At 62.3% G+C, this 19949-nt stretch carries 24 protein-coding genes and 1 pseudogene; 11 read left to right on the forward strand and 14 right to left on the reverse strand.

Annotated features, from left to right (window positions below):
* Positions 1-38 precede the first annotated feature (38 nt).
* The 3 genes and pseudogenes from NKJ28_RS03650 to betI all read right to left on the reverse strand — a co-directional run.
* A pseudogene (locus NKJ28_RS03650) lies at positions 39-221 on the reverse strand (aspartate aminotransferase family protein); the annotation flags it as partial.
* Between the two features lie 20 nt (positions 222-241).
* Positions 242-1543, reverse strand: coding sequence for a flavin monoamine oxidase family protein (locus NKJ28_RS03655; protein WP_023678560.1), 1302 nt, complete (start codon positions 1541-1543; stop codon positions 242-244).
* 76 nt (positions 1544-1619) lie between these two features.
* Positions 1620-2336, reverse strand: coding sequence for a transcriptional regulator BetI (betI, locus tag NKJ28_RS03660; RefSeq protein WP_502898220.1), 717 nt, complete (start codon positions 2334-2336; stop codon positions 1620-1622).
* Between the two features lie 113 nt (positions 2337-2449).
* On the opposite strand from betI, the gene NKJ28_RS03665 reads away from it, so the two are divergent.
* Positions 2450-2665, forward strand: a complete 216-nt coding sequence (locus NKJ28_RS03665; RefSeq protein ID WP_352634339.1) for a hypothetical protein — start codon at positions 2450-2452, stop codon at positions 2663-2665.
* Between the two features lie 2 nt (positions 2666-2667).
* Positions 2668-2928, forward strand: a complete 261-nt coding sequence (locus tag NKJ28_RS03670) for a hypothetical protein (protein ID WP_352634098.1) — start codon at positions 2668-2670, stop codon at positions 2926-2928.
* Positions 2929-2970: 42 nt separating this feature from the next.
* Here the strand turns inward: NKJ28_RS03670 and NKJ28_RS03675 are convergent, their stop codons facing one another.
* The 4 genes from NKJ28_RS03675 to NKJ28_RS03690 form a co-directional block, all read right to left on the reverse strand.
* Entirely contained in the window at positions 2971-4029 is a 1059-nt protein-coding gene (locus NKJ28_RS03675; RefSeq protein ID WP_352634100.1) for a dipeptidase, read from the reverse strand.
* Positions 4030-4214: 185 nt separating this feature from the next.
* On the reverse strand, positions 4215-4514 hold the full coding sequence (locus NKJ28_RS03680) for a GNAT family N-acetyltransferase (RefSeq protein WP_352634102.1): 300 nt from the start codon (positions 4512-4514) through the stop codon (positions 4215-4217).
* Positions 4507-5142, reverse strand: a complete 636-nt coding sequence (locus tag NKJ28_RS03685) for an alpha/beta hydrolase (RefSeq protein WP_352634104.1) — start codon at positions 5140-5142, stop codon at positions 4507-4509. The genes NKJ28_RS03680 and NKJ28_RS03685 overlap by 8 nt, the downstream gene beginning before the upstream one ends.
* 10 nt (positions 5143-5152) lie before the next feature.
* Positions 5153-6085, reverse strand: a complete 933-nt coding sequence (locus tag NKJ28_RS03690) for a VOC family protein (protein WP_352634106.1) — start codon at positions 6083-6085, stop codon at positions 5153-5155.
* A 208-nt stretch (positions 6086-6293) separates the two neighbouring features.
* Here NKJ28_RS03690 and NKJ28_RS03695 point away from each other — a divergent pair, with 208 nt between their 5' ends.
* Positions 6294-7886 (forward strand): alkaline phosphatase family protein, encoded by a 1593-nt coding sequence (locus tag NKJ28_RS03695; protein WP_352634108.1) that lies wholly within the window; start codon positions 6294-6296, stop codon positions 7884-7886.
* A 52-nt stretch (positions 7887-7938) separates the two neighbouring features.
* Here the strand turns inward: NKJ28_RS03695 and NKJ28_RS03700 are convergent, their stop codons facing one another.
* On the reverse strand, positions 7939-9315 hold the full coding sequence (locus tag NKJ28_RS03700) for a PRC-barrel domain-containing protein (protein ID WP_352634110.1): 1377 nt from the start codon (positions 9313-9315) through the stop codon (positions 7939-7941).
* Positions 9316-9567: 252 nt separating this feature from the next.
* Here NKJ28_RS03700 and NKJ28_RS03705 point away from each other — a divergent pair, with 252 nt between their 5' ends.
* The gene (locus NKJ28_RS03705) at positions 9568-10488 is read left to right on the forward strand and encodes a diacylglycerol/lipid kinase family protein (RefSeq protein WP_352634112.1); all 921 of its coding nucleotides are present in this window, start codon (positions 9568-9570) and stop codon (positions 10486-10488) included.
* A 58-nt stretch (positions 10489-10546) separates the two neighbouring features.
* Here NKJ28_RS03705 and NKJ28_RS03710 read toward each other — a convergent pair whose 3' ends face one another.
* Entirely contained in the window at positions 10547-10720 is a 174-nt protein-coding gene (locus tag NKJ28_RS03710; protein WP_292659198.1) for a hypothetical protein, read from the reverse strand.
* 146 nt (positions 10721-10866) lie between these two features.
* Between NKJ28_RS03710 and NKJ28_RS03715 the strand changes: the two genes are divergently transcribed.
* Positions 10867-12393, forward strand: a complete 1527-nt coding sequence (locus NKJ28_RS03715) for a sensor histidine kinase (RefSeq protein ID WP_352634114.1) — start codon at positions 10867-10869, stop codon at positions 12391-12393.
* Between the two features lie 55 nt (positions 12394-12448).
* Here the strand turns inward: NKJ28_RS03715 and NKJ28_RS03720 are convergent, their stop codons facing one another.
* Together NKJ28_RS03720 and NKJ28_RS03725 are read right to left on the reverse strand one after the other, a co-directional pair.
* Positions 12449-12928, reverse strand: coding sequence for a hypothetical protein (locus NKJ28_RS03720; protein ID WP_023678547.1), 480 nt, complete (start codon positions 12926-12928; stop codon positions 12449-12451).
* Between the two features lie 10 nt (positions 12929-12938).
* Positions 12939-13265, reverse strand: coding sequence for an ElaB/YgaM/YqjD family protein (locus NKJ28_RS03725; protein ID WP_023678546.1), 327 nt, complete (start codon positions 13263-13265; stop codon positions 12939-12941).
* Positions 13266-13492: 227 nt separating this feature from the next.
* On the opposite strand from NKJ28_RS03725, the gene NKJ28_RS03730 reads away from it, so the two are divergent.
* The gene (locus NKJ28_RS03730; RefSeq protein WP_352634116.1) at positions 13493-13873 is read left to right on the forward strand and encodes a response regulator; all 381 of its coding nucleotides are present in this window, start codon (positions 13493-13495) and stop codon (positions 13871-13873) included.
* A gap of 29 nt (positions 13874-13902) precedes the next feature.
* Here the strand turns inward: NKJ28_RS03730 and NKJ28_RS03735 are convergent, their stop codons facing one another.
* Both NKJ28_RS03735 and NKJ28_RS03740 read right to left on the reverse strand, forming a co-directional pair.
* Positions 13903-14454: a sigma-70 family RNA polymerase sigma factor gene (locus tag NKJ28_RS03735; RefSeq protein ID WP_023678544.1), complete on the reverse strand. Its 552-nt coding sequence runs from the start codon at positions 14452-14454 to the stop codon at positions 13903-13905.
* A gap of 3 nt (positions 14455-14457) precedes the next feature.
* The gene (locus tag NKJ28_RS03740) at positions 14458-14661 is read right to left on the reverse strand and encodes a NepR family anti-sigma factor (RefSeq protein WP_023678543.1); all 204 of its coding nucleotides are present in this window, start codon (positions 14659-14661) and stop codon (positions 14458-14460) included.
* Between the two features lie 217 nt (positions 14662-14878).
* Here NKJ28_RS03740 and NKJ28_RS03745 point away from each other — a divergent pair, with 217 nt between their 5' ends.
* The 5 genes from NKJ28_RS03745 to NKJ28_RS03765 all read left to right on the forward strand — a co-directional run bounded on the left by NKJ28_RS03745 (position 14879) and on the right by NKJ28_RS03765 (position 18182).
* A complete protein-coding gene (locus tag NKJ28_RS03745; RefSeq protein WP_023678542.1) occupies positions 14879-15673 on the forward strand; it encodes a response regulator in 795 nt (264 codons plus the stop codon).
* A 227-nt stretch (positions 15674-15900) separates the two neighbouring features.
* A complete protein-coding gene (locus NKJ28_RS03750) occupies positions 15901-16065 on the forward strand; it encodes a DUF1328 domain-containing protein (protein WP_023678541.1) in 165 nt (54 codons plus the stop codon).
* A 191-nt stretch (positions 16066-16256) separates the two neighbouring features.
* The gene (locus NKJ28_RS03755) at positions 16257-17291 is read left to right on the forward strand and encodes a sensor histidine kinase (RefSeq protein ID WP_023678540.1); all 1035 of its coding nucleotides are present in this window, start codon (positions 16257-16259) and stop codon (positions 17289-17291) included.
* A gap of 132 nt (positions 17292-17423) precedes the next feature.
* On the forward strand, positions 17424-17594 hold the full coding sequence (locus tag NKJ28_RS03760; RefSeq protein WP_023678539.1) for a hypothetical protein: 171 nt from the start codon (positions 17424-17426) through the stop codon (positions 17592-17594).
* A gap of 342 nt (positions 17595-17936) precedes the next feature.
* Positions 17937-18182 carry a YMGG-like glycine zipper-containing protein gene (locus NKJ28_RS03765; protein ID WP_006328050.1) on the forward strand — a complete coding sequence of 82 codons (246 nt, stop codon included), beginning with the start codon at positions 17937-17939 and terminating at the stop codon, positions 18180-18182.
* 98 nt (positions 18183-18280) lie between these two features.
* Here the strand turns inward: NKJ28_RS03765 and NKJ28_RS03770 are convergent, their stop codons facing one another.
* Positions 18281-19903: a CHASE domain-containing protein gene (locus tag NKJ28_RS03770; protein WP_352634118.1), complete on the reverse strand. Its 1623-nt coding sequence runs from the start codon at positions 19901-19903 to the stop codon at positions 18281-18283.
* Positions 19904-19949 lie beyond the last annotated feature (46 nt).

Raw genomic sequence — 19949 nt, forward strand, 5'->3', positions numbered from 1 at the left:
TCGTTGTCAGCAATGGCGAGATTGCCGGCGATAAACGCCTATCCCCGCCAGGCACCTTCGCGGCGCAGATCGTCCATCGTGCGCGAAATGCCTTCGCGCAGGATCGACACCATGTCGTCGATCTGGTCGCGCGTGATGATCAATGGCGGCGACATCACGCGCATGTTGATCAGTGGCCGGACCAGCAGGCCGAGCTCGTGGCAATGCGCGTCGATGCGCTCGGCACCTTGATCCGCCTCGCTTATGACCCCGAGGCTCTGCTGGCGATGGCAGACTGAATAATTCTTAGCGCAGCAATGCGGCCGGCGACGATGGCGCCCTCGACGTAGCCCGGAAATGATGGCGACAGCTCCGACGAGGCGAAATGGATCCGCGACGCGCCGGCGCGGATAATGCGTTCGGCATCGGTTGCCGTCGCATCGACGATCAGATCACTGTAACCGCCGCCGCTCCAGCGATCCCCAGTCCAGTCGCGATAACTGAGATCGATGATGCCGGCCGCCTCGATACCGAGCGCCTCTTCCAGCTTTGACGTCACCTTTGCGCGCAACGCCGCGTCGTCCAGATCCCGCCAGCGCTGCGCCAGCGGCCCGCCGATGAAGACGACAAGGGCTGCGTGATCCTCGTCCCTGCTGGCATCGCAGGCAAAAAGCCCGTGCGGGTCGCGCCACATCACCATGCCGCTCAAGCCCCTGTCGCGCCAGAAAGCCTTGGGGTAGCGCACCAGCATTTTGATCACCGCGCCGCTTTGCCAGACGCCGAGGGCTCTCTTCAGCACAGCCGGCAGCGGCGGCACGAAATCCACTCTCGAGGCCATCATCGGCGGTACGGCGACCAGTACCGCTCGTGCCTCGATCGCGCCGGCAGGCGAAACGACGCGAACCCCTCCCGGCCCGTGCTCAATGGCCTCGACAGCTGTATTCAGCCGCAGTCGATCGCCGAGATCCCGCGCAAGATCATCCGCTAGCGAATGCATGGTTTCGCCCACGAAATACTGCAGCTCCGACACCTCGTTGGTGATGCGGCGATCATTGTCGATCAAGTACCACAGCGGCAGCCTTTCCATTGCCAGGCACCACAGGCCCTCGATCATCGACCGAAAGGCGGCCTTCGCATCGTCGGGATCGGCCTGGCGATCGAGCCATGCCGCGACCGTCAAGCCGACAATGGTCGGGTCGGTCGGTGCGATCGCATTCATCCGCTCGCGCATTCGCATCGCGGTGCCGTAAGTGCGCCCGGCTTGCGCCTCGCTCATTCGCGGCTGCGTGACGAATTCGCCTGCGACATGGGTCTCGACCAATGTCTTGCCGCGCGCTCGCACCAGCGCCATTAATTCCGGCATGTCTTCGCACAGGAACTGGCCGCCGCTGTCGATCCGCTCGCCGAGCCCGTTCTGCACGGCTTCGACGCGGCCGCCAACACGGTCGCGGGCTTCGAGCAGCACGACATCGATGCCGGCGTGGTTCAATTCACGCGCGGCCGACAGGCCGGTGAAGCCGGCGCCGACGATGGCCACATCGGCTCGTTCGATCTTGAACTTCATTAGCCGGCCTTGATCTTCTCGAATGTCAGGGGCCGGATCATTGTCTTCATTGCTGGTCCACCCTCTTTTTGATGGTTCACGCCGGCCTGGCACCGCGGGCTGCAGAGTTCGGATAGTGCTTGGGGAATGCCGCAGACAGGAACTCGTTCGCGGCCTGCAGCGCCGTCTCGCGTGTGGCGTCCTCGGTGCCCATCATCAAACGCAGCCACAGACCATCCAGCATGGCGCTGAGCGCCAGCGCCATGACCTGCGGCTCATAGGCATAGAAGCCGCTCTGCTTGAGCGCCGCGCAAAGATCGATGAAGATGTTCTGGTAGACGGCATCGCGTGCGCTGCTCAGGGCCTGATATTTCGGTCGCGATTTGGCCTCGCCCCAGAAGGCACACCAGGCAGCCAGCTTGCGCTTGTTGCAGATCGAGCGGTCGAAATCGGCCACCACCAATGCCTGCAACTGGCGGGCGGGATCATCGCCGGCCTTTTGCAAGGCGCTGCGCCAATGCGCCGAATACTCGTCATGCATGTATTGCAAAGTGGCGACGAGCAGCTTCTCCTTGCTCTCGAAATGGAAATTGACGATGCCGCGCGACAGGCCGGCGCCGTCGGCGACGTCGGCCATAGTCGTTTCCGAATAGCCGCGCTTGGCCAATGAATCGATAGTCGCTTCGATCAGTTGAACCTGCCTTGTCTCTTTCGACGCTTTGCGGCCGCGCTTATCGGAATCGCTTTTTCGCGCCGGTTCGAGGAGGGCTTCGCGCGCCTCTGTTGTCTTCATCGGGGTGATGGTCTCCAGCATCGCCGGCTAGCCGATCGGCTTCGGCCGCGAAGATCAGTGGGACGGTGTTTGCCACTGTCAAGCACCTTCTGCACGGCTGCCCATATTCGAATGTTCTCGTCGAGATTGCATCCTTGGAGAAAACGACGTCGAAGGCACCGTCGGCGAAAGGCAGCGATCCCGGCGATGCAGACCAGATCAGCGCCGCCGAGCCCGCCTGCAGCGGACCTTGGGTCGAGATCTACGCCAGGCGCGAGCTGCAATATCAAAAGCTGCTGAGGCGTGCCAAACTGGCGCCGCGGCCGGTCATCAAACTCGACCGCCGCACCAGTCCGCCCGCGGATTTCTAAATATGGCCGACGACACCGATAGTCCCGAACTCGACGCCGAAGCCGCCGAACAGTGGCAGCTGATCAACACGCCGCTCGGCGAAAAATGGTCGGGCCGCACCCGCTATGCCGCGGCCATGTTCTTCTACAAACGCGGCGAGATGAACGCCGAGACGCTCGAGGTCTACCGCATCTGCGCACGCCTGGATTCGACGGATCCGCTGCCGATCATCCGTGATCGCGGCATTGGCCAGGACTGGCTTAAACGCATGGGTTTCGAATAGTCCGCCCCCAAAACGCGTTCCGGTCAAGCCGGCATCACCCGCTTAGCCGATGGTCCTTTCCAGCATGCCTAGCCAGTTGCGATAGGCGATCTTCTCGATCAGCGCGCGCCCGAAGCCGCGTGCCGCGAATGCGTCGAGCAGTCTTGGCAGGCCGGCAACATCGCCTATCACGGCCGGGATCATGGCGCCGTCGAAATCCGAGCCTAGGCCGACGCCGTCTTCGCCCAGCGCCTGCAGCAGCGAATCGACATGGCGCACCATGATGTCGAGGCCGGTGTCGGCGTTCATCCTGCCGTCTTCGCGCAGGAACCCGGTGGCGAAGTTCAGCCCGACCATGCCGCCGGAGTCGCGGATCGCGCCGAGCTGCCATTCGGTGAGGTTGCGCGAATGGCCGCAGATCGCGTGCACGTTGGAATGGGTCGCGACCAGCGGTGCGTCGCTGATCTCGACGACGTCGCGGAAACCTTTTTCGTTGAGATGCGAAAGATCGATCATGATCTTCAGCTGGTTGCAGGCTTTCACAAGCGCCTTGCCGGCATCGGTCAACCCCGCCCCTGTATCGGGCGATGACGGGAAACGGAACGGCACGCCGTGGCCGAAGGCGTTGGGACGGCTCCAGACGATGCCGAGCGAGCGCAGGCCGGCTGCGTGGAGGACGTCAAGCAGGGTGAGCTCAGGGTCGATCGCCTCGATCCCTTCGATGTGGAAGACCGCCGCGATCGAGCCTTCCGCCATCGCCTTCCTCACATCGCCGGCGGTGCGGCAGACGGTGAGCGCCGAAGCCCGCTCCAGCCTGAACAGGATCGAGGCCATCGCTACGGTGGAGTTGAGCGCATCGGCGCGCGGAACCTCGGGCGGCAAGGGCTCGCTGTCGCTCGGCGCCAGCGGCACCGCGCCGCGTTTGGATTTCTCGACAGGCGGCGGGAAGATCGCGAACATGCCGCCGGCAAACCCGCCTTTCTTCGCGCGCGGCAGGTCGATGTGGCCACCTGGCGTCCCCTCGACGAACAGCTTTTCGACGTCCGCATCCTTCGACTGGTAGAGCCGGAGCAGCGTGTCGTTGTGGCCGTCGAAGACGGGAACGAGATCGGATTCGGTCATGGAGGGCCATTCGGTTGAAGTGGTCGGGCCGCGGATGGCGAGCCGGTTGCTGGCAATACTTAGGCAAGGTTGGCGCTCTGCGCAAATCCCGCATGTTGCCGCTGTGTTTGTACGCCTCCAATGGCTGAAGGGGCACGCGGTAAAGCCGCGCACCCTTTCTCCTGTCATTCATCGAGAGGCGGTGCTTACCGCTTCAGCACGTCCGCCCATTCCGGATGGCGGCGGAATTGGGCATTGGCGAACGGGCAAAGCGGGATGATCATCTTGCCCGCCGCACGCGCATCGTCGACGGCACGGGTGACCAGGCGAAGCCCCGCGCCCTGGCCGCGAAATGCATCCGGCACTTCGGTATGGTCGATGATGATCTGGTGCTCGCCGATCTTGGTGAAGGTCATCTCAGCCTCGGCGCCGCCCGGCCCACGCAGGAGGTAGCGGCCCTTCGAACCGCGGTCCTCCAGTTCGATCTTCGGCAATAGGTCAGACATGGCTTGCGGTCCTTTCATCCGGCGCCACGGCAAACAGTCGCCGCGCCGCCTCGATCTCGGTCGGCCGCACCTCATGGCCGCCGTCATGCCACTCGACTGTGACATCGGCGCCATCGGCGCGCAAATAGGCTTCAAGCCGTGCCGTCAAATCAGGCGGACAGATCGGGTCCCGCCTGCCGGCGGTGACCAGGATGCGGCTGCCGCCAAGGCTGCCCTTGACCTCCGGCTCGAACGGGATCAGCGGATGCATCAGCACCGTTGCGTCGAACAGCGACGGTTCGGCGAACAGCACCGAGGCCAGGATGTTGGCGCCGTTGGAGTAACCGAGGCCGAGCACCGAAGATGGCCTTGCCGTCTCGACATGTGCCTTGACGAAGCCGGCCATCTTGTCCGTCGCTCGCGTGATGTCGCCCATGTCGTAAACGCCCTCGCCGGTCCGGCGGAAGAAGCGTGCGGCGCCTTGTTCCGAGACATCGCCGCGCGGAGCGACGATCGTCGCTTGCGGCGCAAGATCGCGCCCAAGCGACAGAAGCTGGGCCTCGTCGCCGCCGGTGCCATGGAAGACGAAGAGCAGCGGTCCGCCCGGCGAACCGGGCAGCACTTTGTGAATATACGAATCCTTGCTCATGACCTTGCCCTCAGTCTTCCAATTTCTGCAGATGCTGCTCGAGATAGGGCCGCAAATGCTGGTGTTGCGACGGCAGTTTCAGCGCCTCGCCAAGATGGGCGGTATCCTCGTCGCGGTCGAAGCCCGGCTCGTTGGTGGCGACTTCGAACAGCACGCCGCCCGGTGTGCGGAAATAGATCGCCCAGAAATAATCGCGGTCGATCACCGGCGTCACCTGATAACCTGTATCGAGCAGCGCCTTGCGCACTTCGATCTGCTTGGCGCGGTTCTCGACGGCGAAAGCGACATGGTGGACCGAGCCGGCGCCGAGATTGGCAAAGCCGGCCCCTGGCAGCGATTCGATATCGACGACGTCGGCGCCGTTGCCGTTCTTCACCGCCAGCCGCCTGACGTTGCCGGACTTGTCGACCTCCTCATAACCCATGAATTTCAGCAGCTCTTCGGTGGCGCCGCCATCTTTCAGCCTGAGCGACACCGAGTGAAAGCCGCGGATCGCCTCGTCGGTGGGAATGCCACCCTTGGCCCATGGTGCACGGCTGTCCGCTCTGTCTTCCACCAGCGCAAACCCATCGCCGTCGGGACCGGCGAAGACAAGACGCTTCTCGCCGAACGTCTCCTCGCCGGACAGCCCGGTGACACCTTGCTCGGCAAACCGGTTCTCCCAATAGCCGAGCGTGCCCTCGGGCACCGAGTAAGCGGTGGTACCGACCTCGCCAACGCCATGGCGGCCCTTGCCGATGTTCGGGAACGGGAAATAGGTCATCACCGAGCCGGGCGTGCCGACCTCGTCGCCGTAATAGAGGTGGTAGACATCGGGTGCGTCGAAATTGACGGTTTTCTTGACCCGCCGCAGACCGAGCGTCCCGGTGAAGAATTCATTGTTCTGGCGCGCATCGCTGGCCATCGAGGTGACGTGATGCAGGCCCTTGACTTGGTCGAGCATGTTTCTGCTCCTTTCCTTGTGCCGGTGCGGCCCTTGCCGCTGTCCACGCAAATATGAGCATCCGCCTCCTGGCCGCAAAGGCGGCAAACACAGAATGGACTGTGCTGTTAAAGTGAACGACGAAGCAGGTTTTGTTCACCATTCGGCAAACTGGACCGGCTTGCATACTCGTCGAAATTGCGCTCCATGAGCGACGCATGTAGCCAGCATGAGGATACAGCGGTTGAGTGGAAAACGCCCCAATATTCTCCTGATCACCTGCGACCAATGGCGGGGCGACTGCCTGTCAGCTGCTGGCCACAAGGTGGTAAGGACGCCGAATGCCGACGCGCTGGCTGCCGAGGGCGTTTTGTTCCAGAAGCACTATGGCGGCGCCGCACCTTGCTCGCCGGCGCGCGCCTGCCTCTACACCGGCCTCTACCAGATGAACAATCGTGTCTGCCGCAACGGCACGCCGCTCGACGCCCGCCACGGCAACATAGCCCTCTGGGCACGCGCCCTCGGCTATGATCCGACGCTGTTCGGTTATACCGACATGGCGCGCGACCCGCGCACGCTGGCGCCTGGCGACCCGCAGCTGAAAAGCTATGAAGGCGTGCTGCCCGGCTTCACTGTGCGCCAGCTTCTGCCCGAGCACCAGAAGCCCTGGCTGTCATGGCTCAAGGCGCGCGGCGTCGATGCCGGTGCCGGCTCCCCCGCCATTCACCGCCCGGCGGGCGAAATCCTGGAAAACGACGGCGCGATCAGCAACGGTCCGCCAATCTATTCGAAGGACGAGACGCCGTCGGCCTTCCTGGCCGGCGAATTCATCCGCTGGCTCGGCGAGCAGGAGCGCGATGCCCCGTGGTTCGCGCATCTTTCCTTCATCAGCCCCCACCCGCCCTTCATCGTGCCGGCGCCTTACAACGCCATGTACGATCCGGCCATCGGTCCAGCTTTTGACCGCGCGGAAAGCTGGCAGGCCGAAGCAGCAAGCCACCCTTATCTCGCCTATGAACTTAACCGGCAGGAACGGTCGAAATTCCGTCCCGGCTCGGAGGGCAAGGTGCGCGACTGGGGCGACGATAATTTTCGCCGCATCCGGGCGCTCTATTACGGCATGATCTCGGAGGTCGACGCGCAGCTTGGCCGCGTCTGGCAAGCGGTCAAGGCGGCCGATGCATGGGACGACACCGTCATCGTGCTGACCTCCGACCACGCCGAGATGATGGGCGACCATTTCATGCTGGGCAAGGGCGGCTTCTTCGACTGCAGCTTCCATATTCCGCTGATCATTCGCGATCCGCGCCGCCGCAAGGCTGCCGGCAGCAGCGTCGACCGCTTCACCGAGGCGGTGGATTTGGCGCCGACCTTGCTTGAGCTCACTGGGCTCGAGCTCACTGGCGGCGAAGTGCTGCCGCATCTCGACGGCCGCTCGCTGGCGCCTTTCCTGGACGCAACGGAGCCGGACAATTGGCGCGATGCGGCGCATTGGGAGTTCGATTTCCGCTCGATCGCGGATGGTGATGCCGAACGGTATTTCGGCGTCGGTCCGCGTCAGTGCAATCTCGCCGTCGTTCGCACGCAAAAATTCAAATATGTGCATTTCGGCGGAGGCCTGCCGCCCTTGCTCTTCGACCTGGAGAAGGATGCGCGCGAGTTGACCAATGTCGCTGACGACCCAGCCTATCTGCTGGAACGGCTGGAATTTGCCGAGAACTTGCTCGCCTGGCGGGCCGAGCATCTCGACCAGTCTTTGGCGCTCGCCGAATTGACGGACAATGGCGTTGCCGGCCATGTCGCCGGCTTCCCCTCGAGATAAGCAAAGCCCGCGCCGTTGCCGGCGCGGGCTTCTCTGTCGGCCTGTGCGCAGCTTAGCGCATGATCATGCGCTGTTTCTCGCGATTTTGCGCATAGCTGGCCTTGTCATAGGGGGCCTGCGCCTCAAGCTGCTCCTTGGTGAAGTTCGTGTAGAGATAGCGCTTGCCGTTCTTGTCGGTCATGAATTTCAGGTTGTCCATGCCGACCGCCACCTCCTTCTCGCCGATGCCAAGGAAGCCGCCGACGTCGATGATGACTGCGTCGACCTTCTTGTCGCCGCCCAGCACGATATCGCCGATCTCGCCGACATTGACATCGTTGGCGCCGTAGACGGTTGTTCCGACCAGATCCTCGGCCCGGATTTCGCCTATCGGCATTTCAGTCAGTGTCGACTTGTCGATCGACCCGGTCTTGGTCTGGTCTGCCGTCGTTGCGGGCGCTGGGGCATTTTGAGCCGTCTTACTGGCCTGGTCAGTGTTGTTGGTCGTCGCAGTGTTATCGGTCGTGGCAGTGTTGCTGGCCGTCACAGTAGGCGTGACGACGGCTGGCGCATTAGCCGCGGCATCGTTCGACGCTGTGGTCGCCGGGGCCGGATCATAGGGCTTGCGGTCGAAATCCGGCTGCGCCGTCAGCTCTTCCCTGGTGGTTTGGGCAACCAGCCAGCGATCGCCGTTCCTCTCGGCCCACTGCGCCTTGTCGAAATCATAGGCGACGTTCTTTTCACCTATGCCGAGGAAGCCCCCGACACCGATGACCAGCGATTGCGCCTTGGCTTCCTTGTTGATGACGATGTCGTTTACGTCGCCGATGTTCTGGGCGTCGTCGCCGGTACCGTTGTAGACGGTCTCGCCGATGATATTGGTGGCAAGATTGCCTTCCGCGCGCTTCACGACCGGAGCGGGGTTGTTACCGGTCGGCGCCGCCGGGGCGTTCTGCGCCGTATCGGTGGAGGTCGACGGAGCGGCAGGAGCCGTAGCCGTGGTGTCTGTCGCCGCAGGCGCCGGATCATAGGGCTTGCGGTCGAAATCCGGATGAGCCGTCAGCTCATCCTTCGTCGTTTGCGCTATCAGCCAGCGATCGCCATTTCTTTCGGCCCATTGCATCTTGCTGTAGTCGAAGGCGACGTTCTTGGTCCCAATGCCGAGGAACCCGCCGACGCCGATGACGACGGATTTTACCTGGCCGCGCTCGTCGAAGACGATATCGGTGACCTTGCCGATATTCTCTGCATTGTCGCCGGTGCCGTTATAAACCGACTCGCCGATGATATTGGTGACAAGGCTGCCCTCGGCGCGTTGCACCGGAGCGGCTGGAGCGGAATTCTCTACGGCGGGTGCTTGCGTCGGCGCCGGGGTCGTCGCCGATTGCGCAAATGCACCCGTCGCAATCAATGTTGCGACTGCTGTCGTGGTTAAAAGGGTGCGGATCATCTTAGTGTCTCCTCGTCGGTGATTTCGTGCACGCCCTGCCCGCCTAGCGTCACTGCGGGCGCAGCGTCTTCTGCATGTTCACAACGTTGTGACCACACTGTTGTTCCGAAAAAAGCCGTGGTGCACCCGGTGCGATGTCAATGGTTCTCGGATTCGCCTCGTTGGTCGAAAGGAACATTTTCTCGGCCGCCCCGTTCCACTCCCGGCTGGGGCTCCGTCCCGGCCCGATAGGTGCTGGAAAATGGAACGGCCATGCAGTTTGCAGCGGTGCTGAACAAGGACGGGGGCACCCTGCGCACCATCGATCTTGAGGCCTTCGCCAGTCGGATGCGCGGCACGCTTGAGACTGCCGGCCACTCGATCGATATCGAAATCGTCGCCGGCAAGGATATCGTTGCCACGCTGGACGGCGTAGCTTCCAGGCGCGGCATCGACGTCGTGCTGGCGGGCGGCGGCGACGGCACCATCTCGGCCGCGGCAGCCCGTTTGATGAATGGGGAGAAGGCGCTTGCAATTCTGCCGGCTGGCACAATGAATCTTTTTGCGCGCGGCCTCGGTATTCCGCAGACCCTCGATGCGGCACTGAAATCGTTTGCCGACGGCGAGGTGATGGCGATTGACATTGCAACAGCCAACGGCCGGCCTTTCGTGCATCAATTCTCGATCGGCATGCACGCCAGGATGGTGCAACTGCGCCAGAAGATGGAATTCGGCTCGCGGTTGGGGAAGATGCGCGCCTCGGTGCGAGCCGCTTGGGCGACGATCAACAATCCACCGGCGATGAACGTAACGCTGACGATCGGCGAGGCCGAGATCAGAACGCGGATCACCGGTATCGGCATCACCAACAATCTGTTTGGCGAGGGCCACCTGCCCTATGCCGATAATCCGGCAGGCGGCGTGCTGGGCGTCTATGTCACCGTGGCGCGGCGGCGCGGCGAATTGATCAGGTTCCTCTTTGACGTCGCCCGTGGGAAATGGCGCGGCAACGAGCATGTCGAAATCCATCAGGCAAACCGCGCCGTTTTGAAAATCCATTCGTCGAACAGGAAAGTTCAGGCCGTCATGGACGGCGAACTGGTAAAGCTCGATCGCGAGACGACCGTCGAAATCCATCCGCGCGCGTTGAATGTTCTCGTCCCGGCGCGCGCCGCCGAGGCAAAGGTTGCCTGACGTGGGATGCGTGATGTGGGGTTGCGTGATGCAAACTGGCGCGAGCGATGGAGAGAACCTAGCCGCTGGGCGTGTTGCCCTGTTCGGTCTTCGGCGTCTCGATCATCCAGCCGTAGATTTCGGCGACGCCCCAGGCGATAAAAGCCAGCAACAGCGCGGCGATCAGGATACGAAGGACATGCCGACCCCGCCGCCCTTGACGGGCTTTGTTTTCAGGAATGGTTTTTGGCATTGTCTGGCTCCATATTTGGCGCCGGCAGGCGTAACTGGCGGGGCGTTGGCTGGTAACGGTCCCCCGCCGCGAAAGTTCCGGCTCTGCAAGGCGGCAGACGGGCCGGTTGGCCTGACCAATCAGCGGAGCCGGCCACCGGGGGCATAGTGGACGACAATAGCCAGAACACGCCGGGCCTGCCGGCCGATATTCGCCGTGTGGTGGGCGCCGCGGACCGTCTTGCCGTGCTGCACGGCCTCGACACGCTGGACGGGGCTGCCGACCCTGATTTCGATCGTATCGGCGGTCTTGCCGCTTCGGCGATGCAAACGTCTGTCGCACTGATCACGCTGGTCGATGCCGAGCGGCAGTGGTTCAAGTCCTGTATCGGCCTCGACGAGACCGAAACCGCAACCGAGACATCGTTCTGCGCCTATACCATCGCAGCCGGCAACGTGCCGATGGTGGTGGCCGACGCGGCGGCGGATCCGCGGTTCAAAGCCAATCCGCTGGTCACCGGCGAGCATCATATCCGCTTTTACGCAGGCGTGCCCATCGTAATCGACGGCGCGCTGATCGGCACGCTGTGCGTGCTCGACCGGAAGCCGCACGCACGTCCCTCCTCTGTCCAGCTCGACCAGCTGTCGGCGCTGGCCGGCCTTGCCGCCAGCCTGTTCACGCTGAAGGATGCAACCCGCAGTGCGGCGATTGCCAAGGCAGCACTGGTTCGAGAGGAAAAGCGGCGCGCTATCGCGCTCGACGCGGCTTCGCTTGCCAGCTGGGCATGGGATATCCGCAGCGATATGATCGACTGCGATGTCCTGCTGTCCGAATTGTTCAACCTGCCGAAGTCGAACAGGCTGAGGGCGCGCGACATCCTGACCGCCATCGACCCGCGCGACGTTCACCAGACCGAAACACGCTTTCGCGACGCGCTGACCGGCAGCGACGATTATTTTGGCGAATACCGTGTCAAAGGCCTCGATCCGCCGCGATGGATCGCAACGCGCGGCCGCGTCATAGAGCGCGACGGCGAGGGCAAGCCAACGCTGATCTTCGGCGTCAACTACGACATTACCGAACGCAAACTTGGCGACGAACGTCAACGGCTGTTGCTGCGCGAGCTCAATCACCGCGTCAAGAACACTTTGGCAACCGTACAGGCGCTGGCGACGCAGACCGTTCGCCATGCCCGCCAGCCAAGCGAATTCCTCGAAGCCTTCAGCGCCAGGCTGCAGGCACTGGGCGTTGCGCACAGCCTGCTGTCGGACCGCGAGTGGCGCGGTATCGGCATCCGCGAGCTGGTGGAGATCGAGCTAAAGCCGTTCCAAGCCGCCGGACAATCGCGCATGGCGATCTCCGGCGCCGATGTCCTGCTGTCACCCGACCAGGCAGTCGGGCTCGGGCTGATCCTGCATGAACTGGCTAGCAACGCACTGCAATACGGGTCGCTCTCGGTTTCCTCCGGAAAGGTCGATCTCGATTGGAGGGTACAAGGCAGGAAGGGCGCACGGCGTCTGTTGCTGGCCTGGCGTGAAAGCGGCGGCCCACGGGTTGCGCCGCCCGAACGCCATGGCTTCGGCTCGATCCTGATCCGCCGCAGCCTGGCCAAGGTCATTTCCAGCGAGGTGACCCATGAATTCCGGCCGGAAGGCGTGGTCGCCGAAATATCGATTCCGCTCGAAGATTTGTGACGCCAGCATTTTGCGACCGGCGCCAGAATCGTTTGCCCCGAACTATCCCTCCGAACTATTCGCGTTTGCCGGTATCCGGATCATCGGAGCCGCGCTTCACGTTCTCGCGGTAGATAGCGTAGGCGGCGAGTGCTATCGCCGGGCCGAGAATCGCGCCCAGTCCGGCCTTCCCCGGGCCACCTTTGCCCTTGAGCAGCGCCGGCAGCACGGCGAGTACCGCAGTGATGCCGATAGCCTTCATGTCGGCGTTGCGTCGCTTCGCCCGGCGCCTAGCGCGCGAGCCGGCCGACATCCGGTAGACGAGCAGGATGAGACCGGCGATTGCCAGAAAGCCGATCCCGAAGCTCAGGGAAGCTGCCATCGGCCCATAGCGGGCCGCCGTCCAGATATAGGCCGCCCCGACGAGGAAGCCGAGGCCGCACAGCGCCGCGAGCGCTGCGACCGAATAGACAATCGCAGCGACGCGTGCGCGTTGCACCGCCGCAATGGTTTCGCCCGAGGCAAGGCCCGAGATCAGCGATGCAAGCATTCCCATGCGTGCAGAACTAACGGCGCGCGAGAAGAGCGAAGAGGAATCCGACGCCTGCGGCGATCGCCAGCGAAGTCACCGGTTTTTCGCGCATATGCGCTATCATCTGCGCCTCGATGTCCCTGGCGTTGCTGCGCAGGCTGTCGAAGGCTGCCTCGCCCTGGGTTCGCAACTGCTCGACGCTTTCGGCGGCGGCTCGCCGTGCTGCCCCGTAGCCATGTTCGCCAGTTTTGGCCAACAGCTTGGTAAGTTGGTCGATGTCGGCCTTCAATTGTGCGATGTCGGCCTCAATATCGGAATTCGTGCGGGCTTCGTTCGCGGCCTTTCCTGCGGCAGTCGCCATTGCTTCACTCTCCATGCTTTTGCTCGGTCGAAACGCCCGACAGACCCCAAGGTTCCGGCACGAACCTCTTCTAACCCTATCTCCGGCAGCGCGCGTTGCAAATGCCTTGCACGGGCCGAGGCCGACGCATCCGCGCCGGCACGTCTTTTTTAAATGACAGCATGCCAAATAACGATCATGACTTCCCCCGTTTCACGTTAGAGACGCATTTAAGGAGATATTGCTGCGTGCGCGCATCACTTGACGGTTTGCGGATTCTTATCCTGGAAGATGAGTTCCTGATTGCCATGGATATCGAGCAGCTTTGCCGCGACTACGGCGCGCTCGATGTGGTCATCGCCCGTGATCTGACTGAGATCGAACAGCAAGACGTTGCCGCGCAGTTCGATGTGGCCATCGTCGACCTCATGCTGAGCGGCGTTTCGACGCTCCAATTTGCTTCGCGGCTGCGTGAAGCGGGCATCCCGTTCGTCTTCGCCTCGGGCTATTCGGATACGGACGAGATCAAGAAATCCTTTCCCGGCGTCAGACTGGTCACCAAGCCCTATTCGGGAGACGATCTCGTCGAGGCAGTGGCGGCGGCCTGCAGGCGAACGCCTCTCCGCTGAGGCGCGGAGCGGTTCGAAGACGCCGCGCTTCACGCAGCCGTCGACCCGGTTACCTGAGCCGAAATTGCGTCCGGGCCATACTCGTCTTCACCGGAGATCTTCAGAATTTCCTGCAGCCGTGTGCGGGCGCGGCTGACGCGGCTCTTGATCGTTCCGACGGCGCAGCCGCAGATCTCGGCCGCTTCCTCGTAGGAGAAGCCCGACGCGCCGATGAGGATAATGGCTTCGCGCTGGTCTTCTGGCAGCAACTCGAGCGCGCCGCGAAAGTCTTCGAGGTCAAGCTGGCCGTGCTGGGCCGGGTGAACGGCAAGCCTGGCCGTCATGACGCCATCACTGTCCTGCACCTCGCGGCCGCGCTTGCGCATCTGCGAATAGAATTCGTTGCGCAAGATCGTGAACAGCCATGCCTTCAGGTTGGTGCCGGGCTGGAAGCTTTCATGCTTGTCCCAGGCCTTGACCAATGTTTCCTGCACCAGGTCGTCGGCCTTGTCGGCGTTTTGCGTCAGCGACACGGCAAAAGCCCGCAGGCTCGGGATCGAGCCGAGCAAGTCGGTCTTGAAGCCCTGGGAGACGGCCGCCATGCCTCAGTCCTTCTTTTGTACAGGTTCGGCCTTTTCCAACTGGCTGAGCAGTTGGGCGAAGCGATCCGGCACATTGTCGGAGACCAGCTCGTCATAGTATTGTTTGAGTTTGCGGCCGATTTCCGAGTTCGGCCCAAGCGGGTCGCGGGAAGCAGCCCGGCGCCCGTTGCCAACGCCACCCATGGTAGCTTTCGTCATGTTCTTCATTTCGCCCTTTTGTCCCAGCCTTAAGCCGCCCTTCAACACATAACGTAATGCAAGCGGCAGCCTCGTCTGGTTGCCCAACCCGCCTTTAAACGCCAGCCTCACATATTAGTTCCGCACGATTGGAACCTTTTTCAAGGAGCCAGCGTTTCAATTGCTAGGCTTGCAAACCGTTTTTAGCTGTAACATGCAATCACGTCATATGAGGGAGACGTCCACTATGAGCCTATCAGCAACCATCGCTCCGCACCTGCCGTTCCTGCGCCGCTTCTCGCGCGCCGTATCCGGATCGCAAGAGAGCGGCGACGCGCTGGTCGCCGCAATGCTCGAGGCCATCATTGCCGATGTCGACATCTTTCCGGACGCATCGAACGACCGCATCGCGCTCTACAAGGTCTTTGCCAAGCTCTTCACCTCAGTGGCCATTCGCGTTCCGCAGGAGCATGCCCAGTCGGCATGGGAACAGCGTGCCGCGGCCAATCTGAATGCAATTGCGCCTCGCCCCCGCCAAGCCTTTCTGCTGGTGGCGGTCGAAGGCTTCAGCGAAGACGAGGCGGCGGAGATTCTCGACGTCGACGAACAGGAATTCTCCGAACTCCTCGCGCAGGCGAGCAACGAGATCTCCCGTCAGGTGGCAACCGACGTGCTGATCATCGAGGATGAGCCGCTGATCGCCATGGATATCGAGGAAATGGTCGAAAGCCTCGGCCACCGCGTCGTCGGAACGGCGCGCACCCACGCCGAGGCGGTGGCGATGTTCGGCAAGGCGCGGCCAAAGATGGTGCTTGCCGATATCCAGCTTGCCGACGGAAGTTCGGGCATAGCGGCCGTGAATGAGATCCTGTCGTCGACCTCGGTACCGGTGATCTTCATCACCGCCTTTCCCGAGCGCCTGCTCACCGGCGAGCGGCCGGAACCGGCTTTCCTGGTTACCAAGCCGTTCAATCCGGACATGGTCAAGGCTCTTATCAGCCAGGCCCTGTTCTTTGACCGGCACGCGAAAGCCGCGGCATGAAACAGCCGGCGGCCGAACTGCGGCCGCCGGGATAGCCACTCCCTTGGATCAGATGGGGCGTGACGCCGGCTCAACTCACTGGCAACCAACTGGGGCAACCAACTGGACCTTTCCACACACCGCGGCAATTCGGGCCCTGAAGATTTTCAGCATCGTCTTTTTCGGAAAATGGTGGAACAAACGGAGGCGAATCACGTTTTCACCGCAGCATTGGAAGGAGATCGATCATGCTTTACTGGGCGCTCGTATTTCTCGTCGTGGCGATCATCGCCGGTGCGCTTGGTTTCGGCGGTATCGCTGGCACCTCGGCCGGCATAGCGCAGATATTGTTCTTCATCTTTCTCGCCTTCCTGATCATATCGCTTATTGCCGGCCTGATCAGACGAGCGTGAATGCCAAGCGGCCATTCAAGCGAACACTGGAAGCCGCACCCCTCAAACGGTTTCCAGCCACCGCCGGGCAGTGTCCTCCAACGGGATGCCGCTCGGCGGACCGCTTTTTAAGGCTTGATACGAAGCTCCTCCTTTTGGAACCCATTTTTCCGCGAACCGTTCAGCCCGACATGGGTTGAGCAAATTGACCGATGCGTTCCAGAGTCGGAAAAATGAAAGACCGCGGCCAGAGTGATGAGATCATCGCTTTGCATCCTGCCGAAAGCGGGATGCAGCTTGGCCGGGCCCTTCTCCATGCACTGCACAATGCCGGGATTTCCGTCCTGTACCAGGATCGCGAGATGAAGACGGTGTGGGCGCGCAACATGCGCGCGCCCTGGACTTCCGATGCCTCCGACAACAACGGCATCTTGCCGCCGGCGCAGGCGGAGCGTATCGGCGCCGCCAAGCACGACGTCATCGCATCCGGCAATCCTCAACATCTTGAACTCAGCGTGCCGGCCGATGACGGCGCCCGCTGGTTTCAGGTGTGGATAGACGCCGACCGCAGCGAGACCGGCGCGGTGCAGGGCGTCGTGACCACCATGGTCGAAACAACCGAGCAGAAACGCCGGGAGCAGACGTTGAAGGCGCTGCTGCGCGAAGTCAGTCATCGCTCCAAGAACCTTTTGGCCATCATCCAGAGCATCGCCACCCAGACGGGCCGTTATTCCGGCAGCATTGACGATTTCCTGACGCGCTTCCGGGGCCGATTGCAGTCGCTGGCCTCCTCGCAGGATTTGGTTACGTCATCCAACTGGCGGGGAGCGGCGCTGCGCGAGCTGGTTTCCGGTCAGGTCGGCAGGTACGGCGCGGATCCCTTGCACAGCCTACGCTTCCGCGGCGCAAATCCATATCTCAACCCCAATGCCGCCTTGCACATCGGCTTGGCCATGCATGAGCTCGCCGTCAATTCGGTCAGCTATGGCGCGCTGTCGCGCAGCGACGGTTTCGTCGAGGTGACGGCCGATCTGACGGCAGCTTCCGCTGGCGAGCCTGCGCTGTCGCTGACATGGGCCGAAGTGATCGGAGCCAACGACAATCAGCGCAGTGAGAAGCGTTTTGGCAGCGTCGCGCTCGAACGCGTCGTGCCCACTTCATTGAATGGAACGGCGACACTTGAGATCACCGGGAACCGCCTCGAATACCGCCTTGTCGTTCCTCACGGCAATTTCGAGACGGATTAACGAGCGGCGGTCTGCGCGCGAAGGCTTGCTGCGCATCGCCATCTTTAACCGACTGTTCACCATAAAGTCCGATCCTGTCCGAACGTGCCGATCCACCGGATTGAGTTTGGCACAAAATGAAGGGAATGGGCCTTGACGGCTGCCGACTTGAACAGACTGGAACAGGCCGCTCGCGTCTCGATGGGCGGTTTTCAGGATCCCGACGCGTCCGCAGCGCCCGCGCCTCGTGCTTCGCCCCTCCGCTTCGCCGCCGTCGCGCTTATGGCCGCGATCGTCCTGACCGCCGCGTCCCAACTGATCTGAATCGAACTCGCCTCTGCTTGATCGCTTTGAAACCACTGCCCGAGTGCTCGGCCGTGCCCGTTCGCGGTCACCGACCTGCAGGGCCAGGCCCAACATGCCGTCGCCAGATGCCTTGCCGTCGATCCGCCGAGACCGACTATGACAGGATCGTCTGGAACGTGCGTCCCAACGGCACGCTCGATGCGTCCTTGGAGATTTCCGGGTTCGTGGTAGCATCGAACGGCGCACGCCCCGAAAAAGACTATCTTAATCAACAATGAAATCGTGCGGGCAAAGGCCGTACTTTCATGCTAAATGGCGGCTGGAGCTTATTAAAGTGAGGACAAAAGTGAGGATGACTCCATGCGGAAGATGATTATTGCCATGGTTGCCGTGGTTGCGGTCAGCGGCTGCACCACCACGGAAGAGAACGTGGGTATCGGCACTGTGGGCGGCGCGCTCATTGGTGGCGCTGTCGGCGGCGGCAAGGGCGCTTTGATCGGCGCCGGCGCTGGTGCGATTGGCGGTCTGCTCGTTCGCCGTCTGCAAAATGGCTACTGCCAATACAGAGATCGTCACGGCCGGATTTACACAGCTCGCTGCAACTAGTTTCGAGCTCCAGGCGAACAGCAAACGCGGAGGCAGGCCACCTGTCTCCGCGTTTGCCCTTTAAAGCGCTGTTGCGACGCGGCCCACGAGACGGCGTTTCAGGCCGGCAGCGGAACCCTGATTTCCACGTTCAAGCCATCTTCGCGAAAATCGCGCCTGATTGTGCCACGCAATTCGCGCGTGACGTTGAGATCGATCAGTCTGGTGCCAAAACCGCTCTTTGCCGGTGTCTCGAGCTTCTTCTGACCGGCCTCGCGCCAGTTGAGAGCCAATGTCCGGGTGCCGCTACGGGCTTCGAGCGACCAGTCGACCTTCAGCGCACCGACTGAATTGCCGGCTTCGCCATGCTTCAGCGCATTCGTCGCCAGTTCGTGAAAGACGAGGCCGAGTGCCTGCGTCGTCTTTTCATCGAGAAGAATCTGCGGTCCCGACAGCAGCCCTTCAGGAAGCTCACTGCCGAACACCTGGCCTAGCTCGATGCGCAGCAGGTCGCCGAGATCGGCTTTCTGCCAGCGTGAGCGCGTCAGCATGTCCTGGGAAGCCGCCATCGCCTGCAGCCGGGCCGAGAAAGAAGCCGAGAATTCCTGGACGTCGGTGGTGTGCGATGCTGTCTGGCGCGCGATTGCCAGCACCCGCGTGATCGAGTTCTTGATGCGATGCTTCATCTCCTGCAGCATCAGGTCTTTTTCCAGCAGGCTCTTTTCGGTCGTTTCGTGAAGCAGCGAGACCGCCTCATAGGCCCGCTCCTGATAGCGGGCCACCAGCGCGATGGCGCCCGCAAGCAGCAGTCCGAACAATCCGAGCATCACCGGGATGGCGCGCGAGGAAGGTTGCGAGAAAGCACTTGTCGGCCTGAACAGGACGACCCACGGCCGGCCGGCGACGGTGATCTTGCGGGTGACCAGCAGCCTGTCGCCGAGGCTCGAAACAGGCGGCGTTTCCGATTGGAACAGCAGGTTGTCGCTGTCCACCGTGCCGTCATAGATCTCGGTGTTGACCGGCAGCAATGGTGCCCGGCTGAGCGCAGCCTGGAACAGATCACGGGCGCGGAAGGCCGCATAAAGGAAGCCGGCAGTCGAGGATCTCGTCGCGTTCACGGCGTCCGGCGCGGTTTCGACATTGAGCCGGACGAAGACGAGGAACCCGGTAAAGGTCTGCGCGGCACCCGTATCCTTGCCGAGCTGCACGAGTCCGCTGGCGTGCTGCTGGTCGTCGGCCATCGCCTTTTCGATCGCCTCGCGCCGCGCCGGCCCGGTGAACATGTCGTAGCCGATGCTGGATTTGTTGGACGGATCCAGCGGTTCGAACAGCACGATGGGCGTACGCCACGGTAAGTTCGTGTCGGGATAGATCGGATGGCTTGCGCCGTGATCGTGCAGGATGTCGCGCTCGACCGCCGCCTCGTTGCCAGTTTTCGCCAGGCGGAGGAAACCGATGCCGCGCAGGCCGGCGAAATTATTGTCGATGTCGAGCGCGTTTAAGACAGCCTTGAACTCGCCCTGCGAGATACCGCCCTTGCGTGCGTCGAACAGCGCCCGGGTCGAACGCAGCAGCGACAGGTCCAGGTCGATGCGGCTTTCGATCCGGTTAAGCGCGTCGTCTGCCGTCGCCTCGAATTTAATGCGGGCCGCCTCCTGGGTGGCAAAATAGGCAAAACCCGCCATCGTCAGGCTGATCAGCGCGACGGCGATAAAAGCGACGGTCGGAAAAAGCTTCTTCAATTGCTGATACGTCCCGTGGACGGTTCGGCATCTTTATGGGCAAGTC

Origin of the sequence: Mesorhizobium sp. M0145, assembly GCF_040322355.1 — a bacterium.
Lineage (GTDB): Bacteria > Pseudomonadota > Alphaproteobacteria > Rhizobiales > Rhizobiaceae > Mesorhizobium.

Coding starts and splice junctions, on each gene's coding strand:
- NKJ28_RS03710 (WP_292659198.1), bottom strand. CDS start 10,720: ATGCCAAAAACCATTCCTGAAAACAAAGCCCGTCAAGGGCGGCGGGGT.
- NKJ28_RS03700 (WP_352634110.1), bottom strand. CDS start 9,315: ATGATCCGCACCCTTTTAACCACGACAGCAGTCGCAACATTGATTGCG.
- NKJ28_RS03670 (WP_352634098.1), top strand. CDS start 2,668: ATGGCCGACGACACCGATAGTCCCGAACTCGACGCCGAAGCCGCCGAA.
- NKJ28_RS03680 (WP_352634102.1), bottom strand. CDS start 4,514: ATGTCTGACCTATTGCCGAAGATCGAACTGGAGGACCGCGGTTCGAAG.
- NKJ28_RS03675 (WP_352634100.1), bottom strand. CDS start 4,029: ATGACCGAATCCGATCTCGTTCCCGTCTTCGACGGCCACAACGACACG.
- NKJ28_RS03745 (WP_023678542.1), top strand. CDS start 14,879: ATGAGCCTATCAGCAACCATCGCTCCGCACCTGCCGTTCCTGCGCCGC.
- NKJ28_RS03735 (WP_023678544.1), bottom strand. CDS start 14,454: ATGGCGGCCGTCTCCCAGGGCTTCAAGACCGACTTGCTCGGCTCGATC.
- NKJ28_RS03705 (WP_352634112.1), top strand. CDS start 9,568: ATGCAGTTTGCAGCGGTGCTGAACAAGGACGGGGGCACCCTGCGCACC.
- NKJ28_RS03690 (WP_352634106.1), bottom strand. CDS start 6,085: ATGCTCGACCAAGTCAAGGGCCTGCATCACGTCACCTCGATGGCCAGC.
- NKJ28_RS03685 (WP_352634104.1), bottom strand. CDS start 5,142: ATGAGCAAGGATTCGTATATTCACAAAGTGCTGCCCGGTTCGCCGGGC.
- NKJ28_RS03655 (WP_023678560.1), bottom strand. CDS start 1,543: ATGAAGTTCAAGATCGAACGAGCCGATGTGGCCATCGTCGGCGCCGGC.
- NKJ28_RS03695 (WP_352634108.1), top strand. CDS start 6,294: ATGAGGATACAGCGGTTGAGTGGAAAACGCCCCAATATTCTCCTGATC.
- NKJ28_RS03750 (WP_023678541.1), top strand. CDS start 15,901: ATGCTTTACTGGGCGCTCGTATTTCTCGTCGTGGCGATCATCGCCGGT.
- NKJ28_RS03740 (WP_023678543.1), bottom strand. CDS start 14,661: ATGAAGAACATGACGAAAGCTACCATGGGTGGCGTTGGCAACGGGCGC.
- NKJ28_RS03725 (WP_023678546.1), bottom strand. CDS start 13,265: ATGGCGACTGCCGCAGGAAAGGCCGCGAACGAAGCCCGCACGAATTCC.
- betI (WP_502898220.1), bottom strand. CDS start 2,336: ATGCTGGAGACCATCACCCCGATGAAGACAACAGAGGCGCGCGAAGCC.
- NKJ28_RS03755 (WP_023678540.1), top strand. CDS start 16,257: ATGCGTTCCAGAGTCGGAAAAATGAAAGACCGCGGCCAGAGTGATGAG.
- NKJ28_RS03765 (WP_006328050.1), top strand. CDS start 17,937: ATGCGGAAGATGATTATTGCCATGGTTGCCGTGGTTGCGGTCAGCGGC.
- NKJ28_RS03720 (WP_023678547.1), bottom strand. CDS start 12,928: ATGGGAATGCTTGCATCGCTGATCTCGGGCCTTGCCTCGGGCGAAACC.